This is a genomic window from Rhodococcus sp. 114MFTsu3.1 (assembly GCF_000383555.1).
Lineage (GTDB): Bacteria > Actinomycetota > Actinomycetes > Mycobacteriales > Mycobacteriaceae > Rhodococcoides > Rhodococcoides fascians_E.
The window spans coordinates 36,608-56,645 of the sequence record NZ_KB911546.1 but is presented as its reverse complement, the minus strand read 5'-3'; the positions used below and the strand labels follow the sequence as shown (position 1 = coordinate 56,645).

The following is a 20,038-nucleotide window of genomic DNA, read 5'->3' as shown; positions in this document are numbered from 1 at the left end:
TGCGATCGTCGTACGCTGTGCTGCCGACAGCGTCGAAGCTGTTGATGATCAACAACTTCGGTATCAGTCTCGGTTTCTACATGGTGCTGCCGTTTCTGGCGACCTATCTGCGAGGTGACCTGGGTTTCAGCGTCGCCTTCGTCGGGATCGTGCTGGGACTGAGGACGTTCAGTCAGCAAGGTCTGTTCCTCGTCGGAGGTACCCTGGCGGACCGATGGGGACCGCGAGCGACGATCATCACCGGATGTGCCCTCAGGATCGCGGCATTCGGGCTCTACGCGACCACCGACAGTGCGGTCGGAGTTGTGACGGCGACGGTGGCGATCGGCGTTGCTGGTGCAATATTCAGCCCGGCGGTCCGTACCTACCTGATGCGTGAGTCGGACACCGATCGTGCCGAAGTGTTCTCGGTGTACAACGTGTTCGGCAACGCCGGTGCCTTGGTGGGCCCGCTGCTGGGTGCCGCTCTGTTGAGTGTGGACTTTCGGTTGATCGCCGCGATCGCCGCCGCGGTGTTCGCGGTGTTGACCGCTGCGCAATTGATCGCGTTGCCGCGTCAGCCACGGATCGAGCACCATGACAGCGTCGTCGGCAGCTGGGGACTGGTATTGCGCAACAGGCGGTTTCTGATCTTCACGCTCGGAGGGTGCGCGTATTTCGCGCTGTTCAACCAGCTGTATCTGGCATTGCCGATCGAAGCCGAACGCGTGACGGGCAACCCGCAGTCGGTCAGCGTTGTGTTCGTGGTGTCCACGGTGCTCGGGATCGGGTTGCAGATGCCCGTCACGGCGGTGGCACGACGGCTGCTGCGACCGGGCAGCGCGGCGGGTCTCGGCGTGGGACTGATGGGTGCCGCGTTCGTCCCGCTCGCGGTCAGTGCGCCGATTCTCGACACGGCTGCTGAGTCGAGGCCGATCGCAGGATGGCTCACCCTGTTGTGGCCGGTGATTCTCACGACGGCGGTGTTCAGCATCGGAATCGCGTTGGCGAATCCCTACATCATGGAACTGCTGGGAGTGGTGGGCGAAGATCGGCTGTCCGGTACCTACTACGGATGGTTCTACCTGGTGTCGGCCGTGGCATCGCTCGTTGTCGGTTCCGTCGTTGGCCGAGCCCTCGACATCACAGAACCAAGCTGGCGTGCACTGCCTTTCGTGGTTCTGGCCGCGGTGGGAGCCGTCGGAAGTGCGATAGTGGCAGAGATGACGCGGCGTAATCTGCTGCAGGAACAATCCGTGACAGCGAGGAGTTGAAAAGTTCCATGACACGAGTAGCGGTAGCAACGGCATTCGGTGGACCCGAGGTGGTGCGCATCGTCGACGAGGCCTTGGCCGCCCCGGCGGCCGGCCAGGTCTCGATCGAGGTCAAGGCCATCGGCGTGAACCCGATCGACTACAAGCTCTACAGCGGAGCGTTCGGCTCGGACCCCTCCACTCTCCCGCTTCATCTCGGAAGTGAGGCCAGCGGTGTCGTTGTCGCCGTTGGCAATTCGACCAGTGGTCCGGGCGGGCAGATCTCTGTCGGCGACGAGGTCATCGTCTCCGGGGCGAAGGGAGCGTACGCGGAGAAGCTGCTGGTTCCGGCGGATGCTGTGCTTCCCAAGCCTGCGTCGCTCGGCTGGGAGGCCGCAGCAGGACTGCTCGTCGTCGCCGGGACGTCGTACGACGCCCTCGAGGTCACGAACGTCGCCGAGGGCGACACGGTGCTGGTACACGGCGCAGCGGGAGGCGTCGGGTCGATCGTCGTTCAACAGGCCAAGGCACGAGGCGCGCGGGTCATCGGCACCGCTCGGCCCGTCAACCACGACGCACTGCGTGAACTGGGCGCCGAGCCCGTCGAGTACGGTGACGGATTGCTGGAGCGCGTGCAGGAACTCGCTCCCGACGGAATAGATGTCGCGATCGACACGGTCGGTACCGACGAGGCCGTGGACGTCTCGCTTGCTCTCGTCTCGGACAAGGATCGCATCGTCACGATCGCCGCATTCGGACGCGCGGCCGAGGAAGGGTTCCCCTCCGTGGGCGGTGGCAACCCGGAGAGTGCGAAGCGCCGCAAGGCAGCTCGACTCGACCTGGTGAACTCGGCCGGTGCAGGCGATTTCATCGTGACAGTCGCCAAGACGTTCCCTCTCGCGGAGGCGGCCACGGCACACGAGGAACTGAAAGCCGAACACCCGCGCGGGAAGTTCGTGTTGATCCCGTAACTCCTGTGCGAGGTGTGGAATCAATCTCGATCGCCGATGGTTCGTCGAACGGTGAGCAACAGATACTGGGCGCTGCTGGCGTCGGCCATCGTGTCGGAAGTAGCGGCATCGCTGTCGTTGAAAGCTGCGCTGAACACGCCGGCCTGGTACGGCGTCGTGGTGGCCGGGTACGGCGCATCGTTCGTACTGCTGTCGCTGATCCTGCGGATGGGCTCGCCCATCGGGAAGACCTACGGGATCTGGGCTGCGTCGGGAATCGCGTTGACCGCCGTACTGGGTACCGCGGTGTTCGGTGAACCGCTGACGCCGACGATGCTGGCCGGCATCGTGCTGGTCATCGGGGGAGTGGTGTTGGTGGAATTCGGCGCGGGCAGGGCGCACGCCTGATGTGGTGGTTACTTGCCGGAGCAATCGTCACCGAGGTCATGGCCACGCTGTCCTTGCGCGCATCCGAGGGAGGACGCAAGAAGTGGTGGCTCGTCCCCGTCGTCGCAGGCTACGGAGCCGCGTTCACTCTGCTGGCCCTGACACTGTCGGCCGGGATGGCTGTCGGTGTCGCGTACGGCGTGTGGGCAGCGAGCGGCGTGGCCTTGACGGCCATCGCCGGCCGCTACCTGTTCCGAGAACCGTTGACCTGGGTCATGGGCGCAGGTATCGCCCTGATCATCGGCGGCGTTCTGCTGATCGAGATCGGTGCGTAGCGCTACACGGGTACCGCTGTGAACCGGTTGGCCGGACGCGGAAGACCGTAGTGCTCGCGCAGCGTGGTCCCGGTGTACTCGCTGCGGAACAGCCCACGGGCCCGCAGAATGGGCACCACTTCGTCGACGAAGATCTCGAGTCCCGACGGCAACGCCGGCGGCATGATGTTGAAGCCGTCGGCTGCACCGCCGAGGAACCATTCTTCGATGGCGTCGGCGACTTGCTCGGGCGTGCCGGTGAACGTGTGGTGTCCGCGGCCGCCGCCGAGTCTGCCGATGAGTTCGCGCACGGTGAGCGACTCCCGTCGCGCAAGCTCGACGATCAGCGTGTAGCGACTCTTGGCTTCCTCGATGTCGTCTTCCGCCAACAGATTCTCCGGTAGCTGCTCGTCGAGCGACAGCGCCGACGGGTCCACCTTCAATGTCTTCGCGAGCTGCAGCAGTGCGTATTCCGGAACGATGAGGCGGTCCAGCTCGGCGTCGAGAGCCCGAGCCTCGGCCTCGGTGGAACCGATCACCGGAACGATGCCGGGCAGAATCTTGATGTGGTCCGGGTCCCGGCCGACGGCGATGGTGCGCGCTTTGAGGTCCGAGTAGAACGCCCTCGCGTCCTCGATGGTCTGCTGCGCGGTGAACACCGCCTCGGCGTACTTCGACGCGAGGACCTTGCCGTCGTCGGACGAACCCGCCTGAACCAGAAGCGGATACCCCTGTACTGGACGCGGAACGTTCAACGGGCCGCGCACGGTGAAGTAGTCACCTCGATGGTCGACGGTGCGAACCCGGTCGTTGTCACCCCACACTCCGGAATCCTTGTCCGCGAGGACGGCGTCGTCGTCCCAACTGTCCCAGAGTTTCTGCGCGACGTCGACGAACTCGGCCGCTCGGGCATATCGATCGCCGTGCGCAGGTAACGCGTCGAGATTGAAGTTCTGGGCCGCATCGAGCCCCGCTGTGGTGACGATGTTCCATCCCGCGCGGCCACCGGAGATGTGATCGAGCGACGCGAACGCTCGGGCCAGGTTGTACGGCTCGTTGTAGCTCGTCGTCGCTGTGGCCACGAGGCCGATTCGCTCGGTGACCGTCGACACCGCGGTCAGGATCTGAAGAGGTTCCAGATATCCCGACGGCCGACGACCGACGTCGGCGACGAGCTGGGGGCTGTCGGCGAAGAAGATCGAATCGAACTTCCCCCGTTCCGCGATCTGCGCGAGCCGCTGGTAATGCTTGATGTCGACACCGGCGAGCGGGTCGGATTGAGGTAGACGCCAGGACGACTCGTGATGCCCGGTCGTCATCAGAAAAGCGTTGAAGTGCAATTGCCTTGTCATGCCGTCACTTTCTCGAAAGCGCCGAGCGCGGTCAGCAGATCTTCACGCTGAGCGGCGAACTTCGGATCACTGTGTGTACGGGGCGTGTCGAGTTCGACTGTCCGATCGGAGACGATGCGACCGTCCTGAAGGACGAGTACACGATCTGCGAGCAGAAGAGCCTCGTCGACGTCGTGGGTGATGAACAGAACTGCAGGCGTGTGCTTGGCGCACAACTCGCGCAACAGAGCGTGCATGCGGATTCGAGTGAGTGCATCGAGGGCACCGAACGGCTCGTCCGCCAACAGGAGTTCGGGCTCACGCACCAACGAACGCGCCAGTGCAACGCGCTGCTGCTCGCCACCGGAAAGCTCCTTGGGCCAGGCCTTCTCGCGGCCGGCCAAGCCGACCTCGGCCAACGCCGCTTGGCCTCGCTCCGCTGCATCGCGGCCGGGAAGACCGAGGATCACGTTGTCCAGCACTCGGGACCACGGAAGCAGGCGTGAATCCTGGAACACCACGGACCGATTCGCCGGCACCTGGAGTTCACCCGAACCGAGCACGTCGTAGTCCAACTCCGCCAGCGCACGCAGCAACGTGCTCTTGCCGGACCCACTGCGTCCCAGCAGCGCCACGAACTCACCCCGTGCGATATCGAGATCGATGGCATCGAGCACCACCCGATCACCGAACCCCCGGCTCAACGACCTCGCACTCACCACCCGACCGGCCTGATCCCCGCCCGTTCCTACCCGCCCAGTGTCTGGCGCCATGACAATGCTTTCCTTTCCACTCGCCTGACCAGGAAGTCGCCTACGAGTCCGAAGATGGCGTAGACGACCAGGCCGACGACGATGATGTCGATCTGTCCGTACGTTCGCGCCTGGGTCATCAGGTAACCGATGCCGCTGGTGGCGTTGACCTGCTCGACGACGACGAGGGCGAGCCACGAAATGGTCACGGCCATGCGAAGTCCGGTGAAGAAGCCGGGCAACGCGCCCGGGAGGGCGATTCGCCGGACGAACTGCCACCTGGACAGACCGACCGTCTCGGCGAGCTCGACGTAACGATTGTCGACACTGCGCAACTGTGCATGGGTGTTGATGTAGACCGGGATCAGCACGCTGGTGGTGATGACGATGATCTTCATCGACTCGCCGATGCCGAACCACACGATGAACAGAGGAATGAGCGCAAGCGTCGGGATCGCTCGTTTGATCTGGACCGGGCCGTCGATGATCGATTCTCCGAGCCTCGACAGACCCGACACGAGTGCGAGTACGACACCGATCGCCACACCGAGAACGAGCGAGATCACTGCCCGCTGCAGCGACGTGAGCAGGTTGCTCTGGAGTCGACCGTCGTCGATCAGGTCTCGCGCGGCCTCGACGATGGTCAGCGGTGCGGGCAGGGTCTGAGGATCGAGTATCCCTGCCGCCGAGGAGGCTATCCATGCCACGACCAGGATGAGCGGACCGATCGCGAGACCGTACGGAATGGCCTTACCAGGCCCCAGCCTGCGACGCGCGATCTTCCGGGGTCGTAGAACCGTCGACGACGCCGTGTTCTTCGATGTACCCGTGTTCTTCGAGGTACTGGTGGTCCTGGATTTTCTCTTGTCTCCTACCGGGGTTGCGATTGCCATCAGCTCTCACTCCTGGTGAACGATCCGCCGACTTCTTCGACGGTGCGGGCGCCGACGTCGCCGAACCGGAGGTCGAATCCGTCCGAGGCCTGAACGGACTTGGGTAGCTCACCGGCGTCGTCGATGACATCGATGGTCGACTGCTGCTGCTCCACGAGACTGTCCAACTTGGGAAATGCGTACGCGCCGAGCGAGTCGACGATGCGCCGGCCGTCCTCGGGCGTCAACCCCTGCCCCTCGACGTAGTACTTCTGCAGCCACTCGTCGGGATGCTCGTTGGCCCACTGGACGGCACGCGTGAAGCTGGCGATGTATGCCTGCAGCGCAGCGGCTTTGGCGGGATCCTGAATGGCCTCACGACGGGCGTAGAGGTAGGACAGGCCCGTGGACGTGCCCCCGGACTCCGACGTGTCGATCAGTGTGGTCCCCGGATTGTTCAGAAAACGAGTCAGGTTCGGCTCGTTCAACGGAGCGACGTCCACCTGTCCGGTTCTGATGGCGTCGGGAAACTCCGAGAGTTGCAGACGGACCAGTTCGACGTCGTCGGTGCTCAGATCGGCCTTGGCGAGTGCGCGCAACACGATGGCCTGCTGCGCGGTGCCCTCGGCGTAGGCGATCTTCTTGCCCTTCAGATCGGCCAGTGTCGTGATGTCCCGATCCGCAGCTACGGCCAACCGAGTGTTGTTCGGCTCGGATTGAGTGGCGTGGATGATCGGGACGTCCTGGCCGGCGATGAGCGCTTGGATCGGTGGGGTGTCGCCCACTCTCGCAGTATCGGCTGCGCCTGCCCGGAACGCTTCGAGAATGGCCGGGCCACCGACGAAGTTCGCGAACTCGTACTCGAACGGCAGCTTGTCCAGCTCACCCGAGGCGCGGAGGACGGATTGCTGGAACTCGGACTGGTCGGCGATGACAAGCGTGGTGCCGGCCGGGATCTCGGTCGGAAGTGCCGCATCCGACGCAAGTGCGTTCTCCGGAGTGTCGCTGCCGGCGCAGCCGGCGGCCATTCCGACCGCGAGGACAAGTGAGGTGAGGGCAATTGCTGTCCGCCGCGTCGATCTTCGGCTTGCCAGGAATGTTCGCATCCGCACAGCCAACATCGGCAGCGAAGCGCCGACAACAGTTTACGTTTCCGTGAATATAAGTATGTGCAGGTCGGTCCGAGCGCCCCGACTTCTCAGTCGTCGACTTTCCAGCCGTCGAATTTTTTAGCCTTCGACGGCCACCGGATACGGAAGCGACGGGACCGAATCGAGGAGCTCGACGGTGTAGCTGTGCTGTGGGTCCTCGAAAATCTGCTCGGCTCTGCCTCGTTCGACGATCGCCCCGTCCTTCATGACCGACACGGTGTCGCTGACATGGCTGATCACACCCAGGTCGTGGGAGATGAAGATCATCGACACACCGGTTCGTGCCCGGAGGTCGAGCAACAGATCGAGTACCTGGGCCTGGATGGACACGTCGAGTGCCGAGACCGGCTCGTCGCAGATCAGGATGTCCGGCTCGGTTGCCAGTGCCCGGGCGATCGCCACGCGCTGACGCTGGCCACCGGACAGCCGGCGCGGTGTGCGAGCGAGGTGATCAGGGTCCAGGCCCACCTGGTGGAGCAGTTCGATCGTCCGAGCCTTGCGCGCGTCGGCATCGAGTGTTCCGGTCTCGACCAGTGCACGATCGATTACGTTGGCGACCGTGAATCTGGGGTCGAACGAGCTCAGTGGATCCTGCCAGATCGGTTGTATCCGCGACCGGTGCGCACGCCTGCCTCGTTCTCCCGGGCCGCTGGGTGAGTTCCAGTTCAGGCTCGGCCCACCGGGTGGGGTCAGACGCACCGTCCCGGTATCCGGTTCGACGAGTCCGAGGGCTATCGACGCGAGAGTGGACTTCCCCGAACCGGATTCGCCGACGAGACCGTGGATCTCACCCTGACGGAGCGTGAGCGAGACCGAATCGACCGCCCGGTGCCGTGAGCCGTCACGCCGATCGAAGGACTTGCTCACCGCGTCGACGACGAGCACAGGATCGCCTGAGTGGGCGGACGGGACAGCGATCGGTGTCCGGCCCACTAGAGTCGTTCCTCGTGTCGCTCCGCTCGGGGCTGCGCTCAACAGGGCTCGTGTGTACTCGTGCTGCGGATCCCGCAGAATATCCTGGGCTGCACCCTGTTCGACTATCCGACCGTCCTTCATCACTGCTATTCGATCGGCGAGTGCGGCGACGACGGCCAGATCGTGGCTGATGAGCAGCAGACCGGTGCCGTCGTCTCGGAGGTCACCGAGCAGAGCGAGAATGCGTGCCTGAACCGTGACGTCGAGCGCCGTGGTCGGCTCGTCCGCGATCAACAGTGAGGGGCCTGCAGCGAGACCCGATGCGATCAAAGCACGTTGACGAAGGCCGCCGGACAACTCGTGCGAGATCTGCGTGGCTCTGACCTCGGGGTCGTCGATGCCGACCGAGCGGAGCAAGTCCACGGCAGCACGTGAACGCGCGTGACGCGGGACGGTGTTGTGTATCGCCATGGGCTCGGCGACCTCGCGGCCGATGGTACGCAGCGGATCCAGCGACACCAGAGCGTCCTGTAACACCAGTCCGACCGTCGTGCCACGCACTTGCCGGAACTGCTTCTCGCCGAACGACGATGCGTCGACGCCGTCGATGTGGAACCGCGACATGCGCACGTCCGCCCGTCGCCCGGCCAGGCCGATGACGGCACGTGCTGTGACGGACTTGCCCGAACCCGATTCGCCGACGAGGGCGAGGCACTCGCCGGAGGAGACGTGCAGTGACACGTCCTGCACGGCGCGCACCGGCGCCGATCGTCGACCGGCCGCCGGGAAGGACACGGACAGGTTCTCGATGTCCACCAAGCGTTGTCGTACCGGCATGGGTCAGACCTCCGAGTTTCTGCGCTGCAGTGCCCGCCCGAGCACGGTGATGGAGACGACGGTCGCGGCGACGGCCAGGCCGGGAAAGATCGAGATCCACCACGCCAATCTCAGGAACTCGCGGCCCTGAGCAAGCATCACGCCCCATTCGGCGTCCGGAGGCTTCACTCCCAGGCCGAGAAAGCTCAGTGCAGCGACGGAGATTATGGCGGTCCCGACACCCACGGTCGCCACCGCGAGCAGCGGGCGCACCGTGTTGGGGAGGATGTGGAGACGAACTATTCGCAGTCGCGGCGTTCCGAGTGCGACGGCGGACGTCACGTACCCCGCGCCGGCGACGGGGAGCGCCTGCGCACGTACCACCCTGGCGAACCGGGGAACCATTCCAAGAGCGACGGCGATCAGCGTGTTGAGCGGCCCGGGTCCGAGCACGGCGATCACGAGCAACGTCAGCAGCAGGTCGGGAAATGCCATGGCGATGTCGATGCCGCGTAGCAGTGTCGCGCGCACGACACGGGGACCGAGCGCGGCCGCGATGCCGAGTGCAGTGCCGATCACGACCGCGAGAACAGTTGCCCCCACGCCGATCAGCAACGAGAACCGTGCCCCGTGCACGACCCGAGCGAACACGTCGCGACCCAGGTTGTCGGTCCCGAACAGGTGGTCGACACCGGGTTCGGCGAACGGTGAGCTGGGATCGGTGAGGTTCGGATCGGCCGACGCCAGCAGCGTCGGAAAGGCGGCCGCGAGCGCTGCGATCACGACGAATACCGCGGCCAGGGCGAGGCCGGGGCGGGTGGTCCGCGGAACCGATCGCCGCGCGGTGAGTACATCGGTCACGCGGGAACCTCCTTCGCCGTGCCCGGGCGTCGGCGAGAGGTCGTGCGGAGCCGGGGGTCGATGACCACGTACAAGGCGTCGAGCACGGTGTTGACGACGATGAACACCAGCGCGGACAGCAGGACGATGCCGAGTACGACGGGCATGTCCTTGGATCCGATGGCGGCGAGGGTCACGCGACCGAGTCCTGGCCTGGCGAAGACGGTTTCGGTGAGGACTGCCCCGCCCAGGGTCGCGCCGACGAAGTACGCCGTCAGTGTCGTGGCAGGCAGGAGTGCGTGCCGAAAGGCGTGCACGAGAAGGACGCGTGCCCTCGATGCACCTCGTGCCTGGGCGGTGAGGACGAACGGTTGAGCCAGGGCGTCCTCGACACCGTCTCGAAGGACCTGCGACAGCAGCCCTGCGACAGGAAGTGCAAGAGTGACGACCGGAAGAACCAGGGAAGCATCGGTTTTCGCGGACGACGCAGGGAACCATCCGAGGGTGAACGCGAACACCCACAGCAGCAGGATTCCGATCCAGAAGGTGGGGATCGACACGGACAGCAGTTCGAAACTCGACGCCCACGAACGTGATCGGGGACGGCCTGCGGTGGTCAGCGCAAGGACGGACGCAATGACGACGGCGAGAACGACAGCCGGAACCGCCAACGACACCGTCGGCCACAGCTCGGCCCCGATGACGTCGGCAACCGGTCGCTGCAACTGGTAGGACCGACCGAGATCACCGGTGAAGACTCGCTTCAGATAGCTCAAGTACTGGAGCAGCACTGGCTGATCGAGCCCGTACGAACTGCGTATCGCATCCCTCTCGGCGGGCTGCACCACGGAGTCGCTACCCAGGATGATGTCCACCGGATCGCCTTTGATTGCGTGCAGAGCCAGGAACGTCGCCGTTCCCGCACCCCACACCACGAGAACCGCGGCGAGCGCCTTACCGCCCACTGCACGGACCAGGCGGTGTGCGGTGGACGGCGGCGCTGTATCGAGCACCGGCGCTGTCTCGACCGGCCGTGAGGCGTCAGTCTGTGAGGAAGGCATCGTAGAACAGTGGTGATGCGTTGGTGGCGAACTTGATTCCGTGTACGCCGTTGGACGCCCCGAGCCGGTACGCCTGAACGTAGACCGGTACGTAGTACGCCTCGTCGATGACCTCGCGCTGCACGTCGGCGTAGATCTGCTCACGATCCGGTCCGTTGGCCGTAGCCGCGCCCCTGGTCAGGAGTTCGTCGAGTGCGGGATCGGTGTTCCGTGCATAAGCGCCACCGTTCGGCGGGGTGTTGGTGGAGAGAAAGACGGTACGGAGAATGTCCGGCTCCGGTCGCACGAAGAAGATGGCCGCAGCCTCGTAGTCACCCCGCGCAGCTCGGTCCGTCCACGTACCGGTGTCGATGGGCTCGACGACGAGGTCGAAGCCCACGTCGCGCTTGATCTGGTCCTGGAACGCTTCGAGCAGAGGCGCGTTCTCGGCGAAGTAGCTGGAGGAGTCGTACGGGAAACGCACGGTGAGGCGCTGACCGTCCTTGGTGCGGTACCCGTCGGCGTCGCGTCCGGTCCACCCCGCCTCGTCCAGAAGCGAATTGGCCTGGTCCGCGTCGAATCCCCACGTCTGCGCGATCGAGGAATCGTAGTACGGCGTCTTCGGGCCGAGAACGTTGTCCGCCGCCGCGAGCTGTCCGAAGAACACCGATTGCACGAGCTCAGGTGAGTTGAGCGCGCTCTGGAAAGCCTTGCGAACCCTGACGTCCGTGAACGGTTCCGCCTGTGTGTTGAGGAAGATGCCGTAGTTGACACCTGGATTCTCGTACTTGATCAGTTGCAGATTCGGATCCTCGTCCACCACGGGCGCATTGGCCGACGGTACCGCCGCGATGGCGTCGACCTCGCCGTTCTCGAGCGACCCGAGGCGGGTGGAGTTCTCCGGCAGAATGCGGAAGTTCAGTCGGTCGAGGTACGCGGCGCCGGTGTGATCGGCGTACCCGGGTCCCCAGTTGTAGTCGTCACGCTTGGAGAGTTCGAAACCCACGCCCTTGGTGTAGCTGTCGAGGACGAAGGGACCGGAGCCGACGACGGTGGTGCACTCGGCATTGTCGGTGCCACGCAGGTGAGTCGGAGATTCGATGCCCAGGAACGGTAGCGATGCGCCCTGCAGGAACGACGGGTAGGGCGCGGTGAAGTCGACGCGGACCGTGGTCGGATCGACTGCGGTGACCTCGCGCAGTGGGCCCAGCAACGAGCGTGCGTAGTTGGACTTGGTGGCCGGATCGAATATCCGATCCAGATTGAACTTCACGGCGTCGGCGTCGAGTGGCGTTCCGTCCGAGAACGTGACGCCGTCGCGTAGCGAGAACGTGTAGCTCGTCGCGTCGTCGGACACTTCCCAGCTCTCCGCCAGCCACGGCGTGAACTCGTTGTTCTCGGTATGTCCCACAAGCGAATCGAGAACGTTGCGTGACACCAGTGCGGCAACGGAACTGCCGGTCTGCTGTGGATCGACACAATCGAGGTCCGAGTTGAGACCGAAGGTGAAGGTGCCGCCGCTGACGGGCTCGGCGTTCTCGTCGAACGTACTCGTGGTGTTGCTGCCGCCCGCGCAGGCGGACAGCAACAGACCGGCGGCGACGGCGAGAGCTGACGCCGACAGGACATGGTTGCGCCTCATGTCCCCCAGCCTGTATCAGTCGGGCAGGCCGTAAAACCCTTTCGATCAGCGTGATTCGTTGGCGCCGGACGTGAGGAGCTCGACGGCGAGAGCATCGTTGTGGCGGAAGAATCCGGCGTTGGTTCGAGGTCGCGGGAAGGCAGAGGACCAGGTGTGACCCGCGACCCACGGACCGACCGCGAATCGAGCGGGGTGAACGCTGCCGTCGGAGTGCAGGATTCGGGACCGTCCGTCGACGGAGATCTTGGCGGCACTGCGTTCGTTGGCGCGCACCTCCACCATCTGCCCACGTTCGTACAGGGAGCGAAGCAGTGCGTCCCCGCTGGATCGGATGGATGCGACGGGAAGTCTGGCGTCGACGAGCGTTCGTGCGGTCACGGTTTCGTCGTGTGACGCGCTCCGAGCCGTGAACACGCCGGCGTTGATATCGGCACTGAACGTGGTGTCCGGGCCGAGGAACCGAACGATCCCGCTCGACGCGAGCGCGCGCAGCTGTTCGAGACGTTGTGGAGGAGGGCCGCTGGCGATGAAACTGAAGAACGAGTGCAGCCACCCTTCGATGTCCTGCGCTACCGACTCGGCAGGAATTCGACCGCGTCTCAACAATTCTCCCGTGGTCATGTACACCGACAGCAGCGCATTGAACACCGCTGCGTCGCTACTGTAGTGATGATCGGCGCGTCGGGCCAGGTCCGATTCGATGTATCCGATGATGCGCGCGGTGGCGTCGTCGACGCTGTCGTACGTCTCACCGGTGAGAGGGCGATCGATCAGAGCGAGATCGATACGGTCGTCGTCTTTGGGTACGAACCGCTCGACCAGGGCTGCCGACTCCTTGGAACCCCAGGCGACAGCGTCGAACTCGATCTCGAAATCCTGCCACGTGCCGGTGGTGCGGTCGGCGTGCGAGGCGAACAGCTCGTGATAGTGAGCGCCGGCAAGCTCTTTCGCTGCGGTCGGCCACACGTCGCGCCGGAAGTCGAGAAACCCGTCCCCGGGGAAGCCGTCGGCGGTGAAGTACTTCGGGAGCGGTGGCCGGGCGGCGGCGATGTCGTAGCCGATCTTCGAGTGGTACGGCACGCCGCGGCGCGAGCCTGCATAGATTGTCGGCTCACGGCCCGACGGCCGGTAGGTCAAAGTTCCGTCCGGTAGCCGCGAGAACGTTCCACCGCGGCTTTCGGCGAGCAACACCATCCAGTCGACGAACGCGAGCCCCAGGCCTGCCACCAGGATGGGTTCCGACTCCGGGACGACGTCCGGATCCAGGTCGGCCGTGTACCCGGGCCCGACGTACGTCAGTCCGTGGGTACCGGCGAACGTGTGCAGATACTTCTCGGCGGACGACGGCAGGGCGTCCGGATGGCCCTGGGACAACAGCACGACATCGACCCCGACCACCGAACCGTCGTCGAGAATCAGGCGCTGCCCGGGCTCGTCGTCGACGATGTCGACGACGGTGTTGCGATGCACCGTGACATCCACGGGAGCGTCCGTCACGGCTCGTGCGAAGACCCACTCGAGGTAGCGGCTCTGCAGTGTCCGCGAAGCGAACGACCTGGGTGTGAAATCGGCAAGCTCGGCGGTGAGCGCCGGGTCGTCGCGGAGGGATTCGAGGTTGCTCTCGACCCATTCGGCGAGAGTCGGGCCGGTCGAGACCGGCCCGGCGACCACGGTGGTGTCGTCGGTGAACATGGTGACGTCGGCGGCGACCGAGTTCATCCACAGCAGCGGCGGTTGCGAGCCTCGCCAGATGCGGCCGGCGCCGGCAGGAAAAGGATCGAAGACGTCGACGGTGACGCGGCGCCCCGGCGTCGCGTCGAGATGGGCGAGCAGTCGCTCGAGGACACCGGTACCGCGCGGTCCCGCACCGACGATCGCAATACGGTGCGCGGGGGTGGTGCTCATAGTTCTGGTGCCTCCGTCGACCCTGGTAGTACCGCCTGATTGTTGCGGGAGTCGCATTGAAGAGTCAACGCAGAATCACGCTGATTCTATTTCTGTTCAGGGCCGTCGAAGCTCCTTAAACTTGCGTGTTGCTCTGCCGCGTGTGCTGTGTCCACGGCGGCTTTCCTGTTCGTTCTCGTTCGTTGGTGAGGTGCAGATGTCCATGGTGTTTACCCGATGAGCAGACGTCGAACACTCAAGACGGTCACCGGAGTCAGCGGCGGCCTCGACGTGTACGACGCCGCGGTCGACCCGACGCGGTCCACCCTCGCGTCGTCGATCGAGATCGCGAAGATCGCCGAGAACAACAAGATCGACGCGTTGTTCGCCGCGGACCTGTTGAGTTTCGGTGCACAGGGGGCGATCGGGGCCCAGGAGCCACTGATCTACCTTGCGGCGCTGGCGGGTGTGACCACGGACATCGGGTTGATCGCGACCGTGACCACGACGTTCCATCACCCGTACAACCTGGCGCGACTGTTCGGGACGCTGGATCACGTCAGCAACGGACGGGCCGCCTGGAACGCGGTGACGTCCTCGCTGGGGGAGGAGAACTACGGAGATCAGGACCTGCCGAGTCCCGAAGAACGGTACGCACGTGCCACCGAGTCGCTCGAAGTGGTGAACGCACTCTTCGACAGCTGGAAGCCGGGCGCGCTGGTGCCGGGTTCCGACGGCGCGGTGTTGGATGCGTCGTTGGTGCGACCCATCGAGTATCGCGGCACGTACTACACCGTCCAAGGGCCGCTGAACATTCCGTCGCTTCCTCAGGGCAGGCCCGTTCAATTTCAGGCCGGACAGTCTGCCGGAGGAATCGAACTCGGAGCGCGTTTCGCCGAAGTCGTGTTCACGTCGCTGGCGACCCTCGAGGATGCCATCACCTACACCAAGACCATCCGAGCTCGCGCTGCCGAGTTGGGGCGCGGTGACGAACTTCCGTTGATCTTCAGTTCGTTCCACGCAACGTACGGTGCGACGGAAGCCGAGGCCCGACAACGGGTCGAGGAGTCGATCGGCACTCTGGACTTCGTCGCCGGACGCGCACGGTTGGAGGACATGCTCGGAGGCGGAATCGACCTGTCGGAGCTGTCGTTGGACAAGCCGATCCCGGTGGAGTTGCTGCCCGACCCGAAGACAGTCAACCGCCGTCGTGGACGAGTGGAGATATTCGGCAAGCTCGCCGCGGAGGGAAAGACGCTGCGCGAGTTGATCATCGCCTCGAAGGACACCGGACATTGGGCCGAGTCCGGGACACCCGAGCAGCTGGCCGACGCGATCGCGCAACGGTACGACGCCGGGGTCCTCGACGTGATCAGTCTCGGCGGTCTCGGTGATCCACGCACACGCGATTTCGTCGAGAACGGATTGCTGCCGGAGCTTCGGCGCCGCGGAATCGTCGGAAACGATTATCGCGGAGGGACATTCAGGGAGAATCTCGAACTCCCTCCACTCGCTCGATTCCAGGGGGAAGCATGAAACAGTCGGCTTCGGTTGTTCTCGCGGTGTCGGCGACGACGCTCGTCGCCGCATGCGGCGGATCGGCGGAATCGACGTCGCAGGACGGGGAGCCGCAAGCCGGCGGCACGCTCCGGTACGCGCTGTCGCAGGCTCCGACGTGCTCGGATCCCGCGCAGGGTGGCACCAACCAGACCATCTACGTGTCCCGTCAGATCGTCGATTCCCTGACCGACCAGGACCCCGAGACCGGTGAGATCACGCCATGGTTGGCCGAGAGTTGGGAAGTCAGCAGTGACGCAACGCAGTTCACCTTCGTTCTGAAGGACGGCGTCACGTTCAGCGACGGAACTCCTGTCGACGCGGAAGCGGTCAAAGCCACCTTCGATTCGGTCGTGAACGTTCTCGGCGCCCCCAAAGCGCAGCTCGGTGCCAGTTACCTCTCCGGTTACGCGGGCACCACCGTCGTGGATCCGTTGACGGCCCGAGTGCAGTTCGACGCTCCGAACGCGCAGTTCCTGCAGGCCACGTCGACACCTCAGCTCGGACTGCTGGCCAAGGCGACCACGGACAAGCCTGCCGAGGAACGGTGCCTCGGCGACAACATCGGCAGTGGCCCGTTCGTCTACGAGTCCTATCAGCAGGACAAGGCGATCACGCTGAAGAAGCGCTCCGGCTACGCCTGGGGTTCGGGCGTGTTCTCCCACGACGGGGAGGCATACCTCGACGCGATCGAGTTCACGATCGTGCCCGAGTCCGGGGTGCGGACCGGCAGCCTGGCTTCGGACCAGCTCGACGCCATCAGCGACGCGCTGCCGCAGGATGCGCCGCAGATCGAGGCGTCGGGTGGCCGTGTGCTCACGACATCCAATCCCGGCACTCCGTTCGGCTTCACACCCAACATCACTCGTCCCGTTCTCGGCGACGTCGAGGTACGCCGTGCGTTGATCCCGGCCCTGAACCGTCAGGAACTGGTGGACACGGTGCTCGGGCCGGACTTCCTGCCTGCCACCGGGACGCTTGCGAGCAAGACCCCGCAGTACGTGAAGCTCGACGACGTCACCTACGATCCTGATCGTTCACGCGACATCCTCGACGCCGCCGGATGGGTCCCGGGCGCCGACGGAATCCGAGAGAAGGACGGCCGACGGCTGTCGTTCTCCGTCACGTTCAGCGCGGTGTTCGCCGGTAACCAGGCCATTCTGGAGCTGGTGCAGCAGCAACTCGCGGATGTGGGCGTCGAGCTCGTCCTCGACCTGGTCTCGACGCCGGAAGCTCTGGCGCGGCAGGCGAGCGGTGACTTCGACTCCACCTACGGAAACAGCACTCGAGCCGACGGCGACATCCTGCGCACCTCGTATGCACTCGACGGTCGCAACAACAACCGTCGCGGCCCCATCCCGGAACTGGACGATGTGCTGGCGAGGCAGTTGAGCACGACCGATCCCGCCGAACGTAAGGAAATCCTCGCCGACGCGCAGCAACTGGTGTCGAGCAACGGACTGTTGATCCCGACCATCGAGCTCTCCCAAGCCATCGGTGCAGGGCCACGCGTACACGATCTGGAATTCGAAGCATCCGCCAGATTGCAGTTCTTCGACACCTGGATCGGGTAGTTCCGGCGGGCAGGTTAAGAATCAGGCTGATTCGAAGGGTCCCGCTGCGGTGTCGATGGGTCTAGGTTGCTGTACATGTCCTGGCTGAGGCGCTTGTTCGATCTGCGATGGTTCGACAGTCACACCGCATGCGGAGTCGGCTGTGCCCGGGCTGCGGTGGATCTGTCCGTTCACGGCTGAGTCTCGACCAGTCTGATCGGGGCCCTCGTTCTCTGGGGGTTCCACGTTCAGGTCTCGTCCCAGAGTCGGCAGTAGAAGTCGAGTTTCCGGCGGTCCAGTTCGATGCCGTAGCCGTCGAGAACTTCGGACGTGAACCGACGGCCGTAGTTCCACTCCGTGCTCATGATTGCAGGCGCCAGATCAGCCCATCGGTCGGCGACGCCCAGAGAACCCAGGTCGACGTGGGCGAACCAGTTGCCGTCGTTGTCCAGCAGCGTGTTCGGAGCGCACGCGTCGCCGTGACACACCACCGGGTCTACTGGAGGTGCTGTACCGACACCCGGATTCGACCCCAGCTTTTCGGCGGACTCGACTCGGGATTCGATCGACCAGTCGTAGGGGCACGTGGCGCGAGGCACTGCGTCGTGAAACGCGCGTAGACCGGTGCCGATGGAGCGGGCAGCGACGGTGGGATTCGCCGTCCAGGCATCGTCGACTGCGTTTGTCCCCGGTAGCGCTACGGTTACCAGCCACTGCGCGTCGGAGTCGGAACCGGCGTCGACAACTTCCGGAACCCGAGTGTAGGCCGAAACCCAGCGCAACTTGTCGGCCTCGACAGCAAGGTCGATCTGCACGTCCAGCGGACACCATTTCACGAACACCTGTCCGGCGCGGAAGGTCAGTCCACCCAACTCGTTCAGCCAGACCGGCTCTATCTCGGAGCTGCCTGCGTGGCGCCGCACCGCAGGCGGAATCGACACCGAGGAATCCGGACGGGTCACGCCACCATTCCACCACAGCGCAGTAGTCGGCACCGGTCTCTTTCACGACGACTGTGCTGCGCCTGTCAGAACGGTGCGGGGTCATCGGTGTCCTCTGCGTAGGTCGGCGGAGCAGTGGTGTCGTCGAGATCGGACTCGGGTTTGTCGGTGCGGTGGTGGGGTTGTCGTCGTTTCTTCGGTATGTGGGGTAGGAGTGAGCTCGGGGCCAGGTCGGTTCGGCCGGTGGTGTTTCCGGGGAGGGTTACTGCCGTGGTGCCGGAACTCGACTTCCAGTATTCGACGGCTCCGGCGAGCATGGTGGGTGTCCAGGCGCCGATGCTTTTGAGGGAGTGGTGGTATCTGCAGAGGCAGTGGAGGTTGGTGAGGATGGTCCAGCCGCCGCGGGTGGGGTTGTGGTGGTCGAAGGTGATGACGTGGTCGATCTCGCAGCCGGCTGCGGGGACGTCGCATCCGGGGTGGCGGCAGGTGCGGTCGCGGTGTCGGACGAGGTCTGCGAGCGCGGTGCCGGGTCGGTAGGTCAGTGCGCCGGGTGGTGGGGTGGTGAGTCCGCCGTGGCCGTCGGGGTAGAGAGCGACGGCGAGTGCAGGGTTGGTTTCGATGGCGGTTTCGAGTGCATCGATGAGTTGATAGGTGCCGCTGTAGTTTTCAGTAGAACGTCCGGTCGCCGTGTTCGGAAGAGTGGGTGGGGTAGGGAGTGTGAGTCCGCTGCGACGTCGTCCGCGGCCGAGTGGGTTGAAACTGATGTGCGTCGGTCGCGGTTGTGCCGGGGCAGTGGTGATGCCTGTGCGGTCGGCGAGGTTGGTGGCGTCGGTGAGGATGACGTTGAAGTGGCTGTTGGCGGCCAGTTCTCGGGCGTATTCGGGGTCGATGATGCCGTGGCCTGCGAGGTAGGCGGGGAGGTCGTGGAATCCGAGGAGTGTGTCGATGTCGATGGTGATACTGGTCAGTGGGGTACGGCGGTCGGGAAGTTGAGGGTTGGCGGTGCAGGGTTTGTCGTCGTCGGGTGTGCAGGTGCAGGTGAGGTGGGTGTCGCGGTGGATGAGTGCGACGAATGCTGCGGCGAGGCGTTGGCTGCGGGTGCGTGGGTCGCGGGGGCAGAGGGTGGCGGCCGTTTCGGTGATCAGTTGCCAGCATTGGGCGGCTTGGGCTGCTGGGAGGTTGGCTTCCAGGGTGGCGATGACGCCTTTGTCTCGGTAGCGCAGTGAGGTGAGTTTGTCGGTGACGTCTTTGCGGTTGGTTGCGGCTTCGTCGGGTGCGGTTCGAGTGATGATGGCGTTGATTTCGGTGGCGAGGGGCCCGGGGGAGAGGCGTCGGGCTGCGGTGAGGGTTTCGGTTTCGATGCGGTGGGCGGCGTCTGCGGTGAGGCTGGCGGTGGTGCGGTAGATGGCGCGGATGCGTGCGAAGTCGATGTCGCCGTCGGCGAATGCGGCGGCGACGGCGGGTAGGCGCAGACGTAGGTCCATGCCGACTTCGGCAAGGGTGTCGGCGACGGTTTTGGAGCAGCCGAGGGTGGCGGCGGTTTCCGAGGCGGCGTAGTTACCGGCATCGGTGATGAAGTCGCCGATCTGGACGGTCTGGTTCACGCAGGATTCCCAGATTTGGGCGGCGAGTGCGATTTTGCGGGCGCAGGCTCGGTTTTCCTCGCGTGCTGCGTCGGCGAGTTGGGTCAGTAGCACGGGATCGATGGTGGGTTGTGGTTGTGGTCCTGCGCATCGGGCGAATGTGCTGCGTGGTGCGGTGCGTGGCATATGGTGAACCCCCCGGTTCATGGGAACGTATGTTCGAATATACCGCTCCGCTCGGGATCTGGCAACAGTCTTGCTGTTGCTGTGCAACGGTT

Annotated in this window: 17 protein-coding genes; 6 read left to right on the top strand and 11 right to left on the bottom strand. The window is 64.7% G+C overall.

Going from position 1 to position 20,038, the window contains the following annotated elements; all coding sequences use genetic code 11:
- Window positions 1-17 precede the first annotated feature (17 nt).
- Genes H292_RS0106045 through H292_RS0106030 form a run of 4 tightly spaced genes read left to right on the top strand, consistent with a single transcriptional unit; the run spans window position 18 to window position 2,904 of the window.
- Window positions 18-1,253 (top strand): MFS transporter, encoded by a 1,236-nt coding sequence (locus H292_RS0106045; RefSeq protein WP_176458769.1) that lies wholly within the window; start codon window positions 18-20, stop codon window positions 1,251-1,253.
- Between the two features lie 8 nt (window positions 1,254-1,261).
- Complete coding sequence (locus H292_RS0106040) at window positions 1,262-2,203, top strand: NADP-dependent oxidoreductase (protein WP_027498643.1); 942 nt, start codon at window positions 1,262-1,264, stop codon at window positions 2,201-2,203.
- Between the two features lie 36 nt (window positions 2,204-2,239).
- On the top strand, window positions 2,240-2,590 hold the full coding sequence (locus H292_RS0106035; RefSeq protein ID WP_019663222.1) for a DMT family transporter: 351 nt from the start codon (window positions 2,240-2,242) through the stop codon (window positions 2,588-2,590).
- Complete coding sequence (locus tag H292_RS0106030; RefSeq protein ID WP_020110835.1) at window positions 2,590-2,904, top strand: DMT family transporter; 315 nt, start codon at window positions 2,590-2,592, stop codon at window positions 2,902-2,904. Before H292_RS0106035 ends, H292_RS0106030 begins: the two co-directional genes overlap by 1 nt.
- A gap of 2 nt (window positions 2,905-2,906) precedes the next feature.
- Here H292_RS0106030 and H292_RS0106025 read toward each other — a convergent pair whose 3' ends face one another.
- The 9 genes from H292_RS0106025 to H292_RS0105985 form a co-directional block, all read right to left on the bottom strand.
- Complete coding sequence (locus H292_RS0106025) at window positions 2,907-4,235, bottom strand: LLM class flavin-dependent oxidoreductase (RefSeq protein ID WP_020110834.1); 1,329 nt, start codon at window positions 4,233-4,235, stop codon at window positions 2,907-2,909.
- A complete protein-coding gene (locus H292_RS0106020; protein ID WP_230621063.1) occupies window positions 4,232-4,987 on the bottom strand; it encodes an ABC transporter ATP-binding protein in 756 nt (251 codons plus the stop codon). Before H292_RS0106020 ends, H292_RS0106025 begins: the two co-directional genes overlap by 4 nt.
- Entirely contained in the window at window positions 4,963-5,859 is an 897-nt protein-coding gene (locus tag H292_RS0106015) for an ABC transporter permease (protein ID WP_019663226.1), read from the bottom strand. Before H292_RS0106015 ends, H292_RS0106020 begins: the two co-directional genes overlap by 25 nt.
- The gene (locus H292_RS0106010; protein WP_020110833.1) at window positions 5,859-6,866 is read right to left on the bottom strand and encodes an ABC transporter substrate-binding protein; all 1,008 of its coding nucleotides are present in this window, start codon (window positions 6,864-6,866) and stop codon (window positions 5,859-5,861) included. The genes H292_RS0106015 and H292_RS0106010 overlap by 1 nt, the downstream gene beginning before the upstream one ends.
- 201 nt (window positions 6,867-7,067) lie before the next feature.
- Complete coding sequence (locus H292_RS0106005; protein WP_231383778.1) at window positions 7,068-8,741, bottom strand: dipeptide ABC transporter ATP-binding protein; 1,674 nt, start codon at window positions 8,739-8,741, stop codon at window positions 7,068-7,070.
- Between the two features lie 3 nt (window positions 8,742-8,744).
- On the bottom strand, window positions 8,745-9,581 hold the full coding sequence (locus H292_RS0106000; RefSeq protein ID WP_020110831.1) for an ABC transporter permease: 837 nt from the start codon (window positions 9,579-9,581) through the stop codon (window positions 8,745-8,747).
- Complete coding sequence (locus tag H292_RS0105995) at window positions 9,578-10,621, bottom strand: ABC transporter permease (RefSeq protein ID WP_196806157.1); 1,044 nt, start codon at window positions 10,619-10,621, stop codon at window positions 9,578-9,580. The genes H292_RS0106000 and H292_RS0105995 overlap by 4 nt, the downstream gene beginning before the upstream one ends.
- Entirely contained in the window at window positions 10,602-12,242 is a 1,641-nt protein-coding gene (locus tag H292_RS0105990; protein ID WP_020110829.1) for an ABC transporter substrate-binding protein, read from the bottom strand. The genes H292_RS0105995 and H292_RS0105990 overlap by 20 nt, the downstream gene beginning before the upstream one ends.
- A gap of 45 nt (window positions 12,243-12,287) precedes the next feature.
- Window positions 12,288-14,147, bottom strand: a complete 1,860-nt coding sequence (locus tag H292_RS0105985) for an FAD/NAD(P)-binding protein (protein WP_020110828.1) — start codon at window positions 14,145-14,147, stop codon at window positions 12,288-12,290.
- A gap of 216 nt (window positions 14,148-14,363) precedes the next feature.
- Between H292_RS0105985 and H292_RS0105980 the strand changes: the two genes are divergently transcribed.
- On the top strand, window positions 14,364-15,662 hold the full coding sequence (locus H292_RS0105980) for an NtaA/DmoA family FMN-dependent monooxygenase (protein ID WP_020110827.1): 1,299 nt from the start codon (window positions 14,364-14,366) through the stop codon (window positions 15,660-15,662).
- A complete protein-coding gene (locus H292_RS0105975) occupies window positions 15,659-17,257 on the top strand; it encodes an ABC transporter substrate-binding protein (protein ID WP_020110826.1) in 1,599 nt (532 codons plus the stop codon). Before H292_RS0105980 ends, H292_RS0105975 begins: the two co-directional genes overlap by 4 nt.
- Window positions 17,258-17,484: 227 nt before the next feature.
- On the opposite strand, the gene H292_RS0105965 is transcribed toward H292_RS0105975, so the two are convergent.
- Both H292_RS0105965 and H292_RS0105960 read right to left on the bottom strand, forming a co-directional pair.
- Window positions 17,485-18,198, bottom strand: coding sequence for an aminoglycoside 3'-phosphotransferase (locus H292_RS0105965; protein ID WP_020110825.1), 714 nt, complete (start codon window positions 18,196-18,198; stop codon window positions 17,485-17,487).
- 65 nt (window positions 18,199-18,263) lie between these two features.
- The gene (locus tag H292_RS0105960; protein WP_020110824.1) at window positions 18,264-19,874 is read right to left on the bottom strand and encodes an HNH endonuclease signature motif containing protein; all 1,611 of its coding nucleotides are present in this window, start codon (window positions 19,872-19,874) and stop codon (window positions 18,264-18,266) included.
- Window positions 19,875-20,038: the final 164 nt, after the last annotated feature.

Bases quoted from the DNA above. Each gene is read 5' to 3' on its own strand.
- H292_RS0106040 (WP_027498643.1), top strand. From the start codon at position 1,262: ATGACACGAGTAGCGGTAGCAACGGCATTCGGTGGACCCGAGGTGGTG.
- H292_RS0106035 (WP_019663222.1), top strand. From the start codon at position 2,240: ATGGTTCGTCGAACGGTGAGCAACAGATACTGGGCGCTGCTGGCGTCG.
- H292_RS0106030 (WP_020110835.1), top strand. From the start codon at position 2,590: ATGTGGTGGTTACTTGCCGGAGCAATCGTCACCGAGGTCATGGCCACG.
- H292_RS0106025 (WP_020110834.1), bottom strand. From the start codon at position 4,235: ATGACAAGGCAATTGCACTTCAACGCTTTTCTGATGACGACCGGGCAT.
- H292_RS0106020 (WP_230621063.1), bottom strand. From the start codon at position 4,987: ATGGCGCCAGACACTGGGCGGGTAGGAACGGGCGGGGATCAGGCCGGT.
- H292_RS0106015 (WP_019663226.1), bottom strand. From the start codon at position 5,859: ATGGCAATCGCAACCCCGGTAGGAGACAAGAGAAAATCCAGGACCACC.
- H292_RS0106010 (WP_020110833.1), bottom strand. From the start codon at position 6,866: ATGGCCGCCGGCTGCGCCGGCAGCGACACTCCGGAGAACGCACTTGCG.
- H292_RS0106005 (WP_231383778.1), bottom strand. From the start codon at position 8,741: ATGCCGGTACGACAACGCTTGGTGGACATCGAGAACCTGTCCGTGTCC.
- H292_RS0105995 (WP_196806157.1), bottom strand. From the start codon at position 10,621: ATGCCTTCCTCACAGACTGACGCCTCACGGCCGGTCGAGACAGCGCCG.
- H292_RS0105990 (WP_020110829.1), bottom strand. From the start codon at position 12,242: ATGAGGCGCAACCATGTCCTGTCGGCGTCAGCTCTCGCCGTCGCCGCC.
- H292_RS0105985 (WP_020110828.1), bottom strand. From the start codon at position 14,147: ATGAGCACCACCCCCGCGCACCGTATTGCGATCGTCGGTGCGGGACCG.
- H292_RS0105980 (WP_020110827.1), top strand. From the start codon at position 14,364: ATGAGCAGACGTCGAACACTCAAGACGGTCACCGGAGTCAGCGGCGGC.
- H292_RS0105975 (WP_020110826.1), top strand. From the start codon at position 15,659: ATGAAACAGTCGGCTTCGGTTGTTCTCGCGGTGTCGGCGACGACGCTC.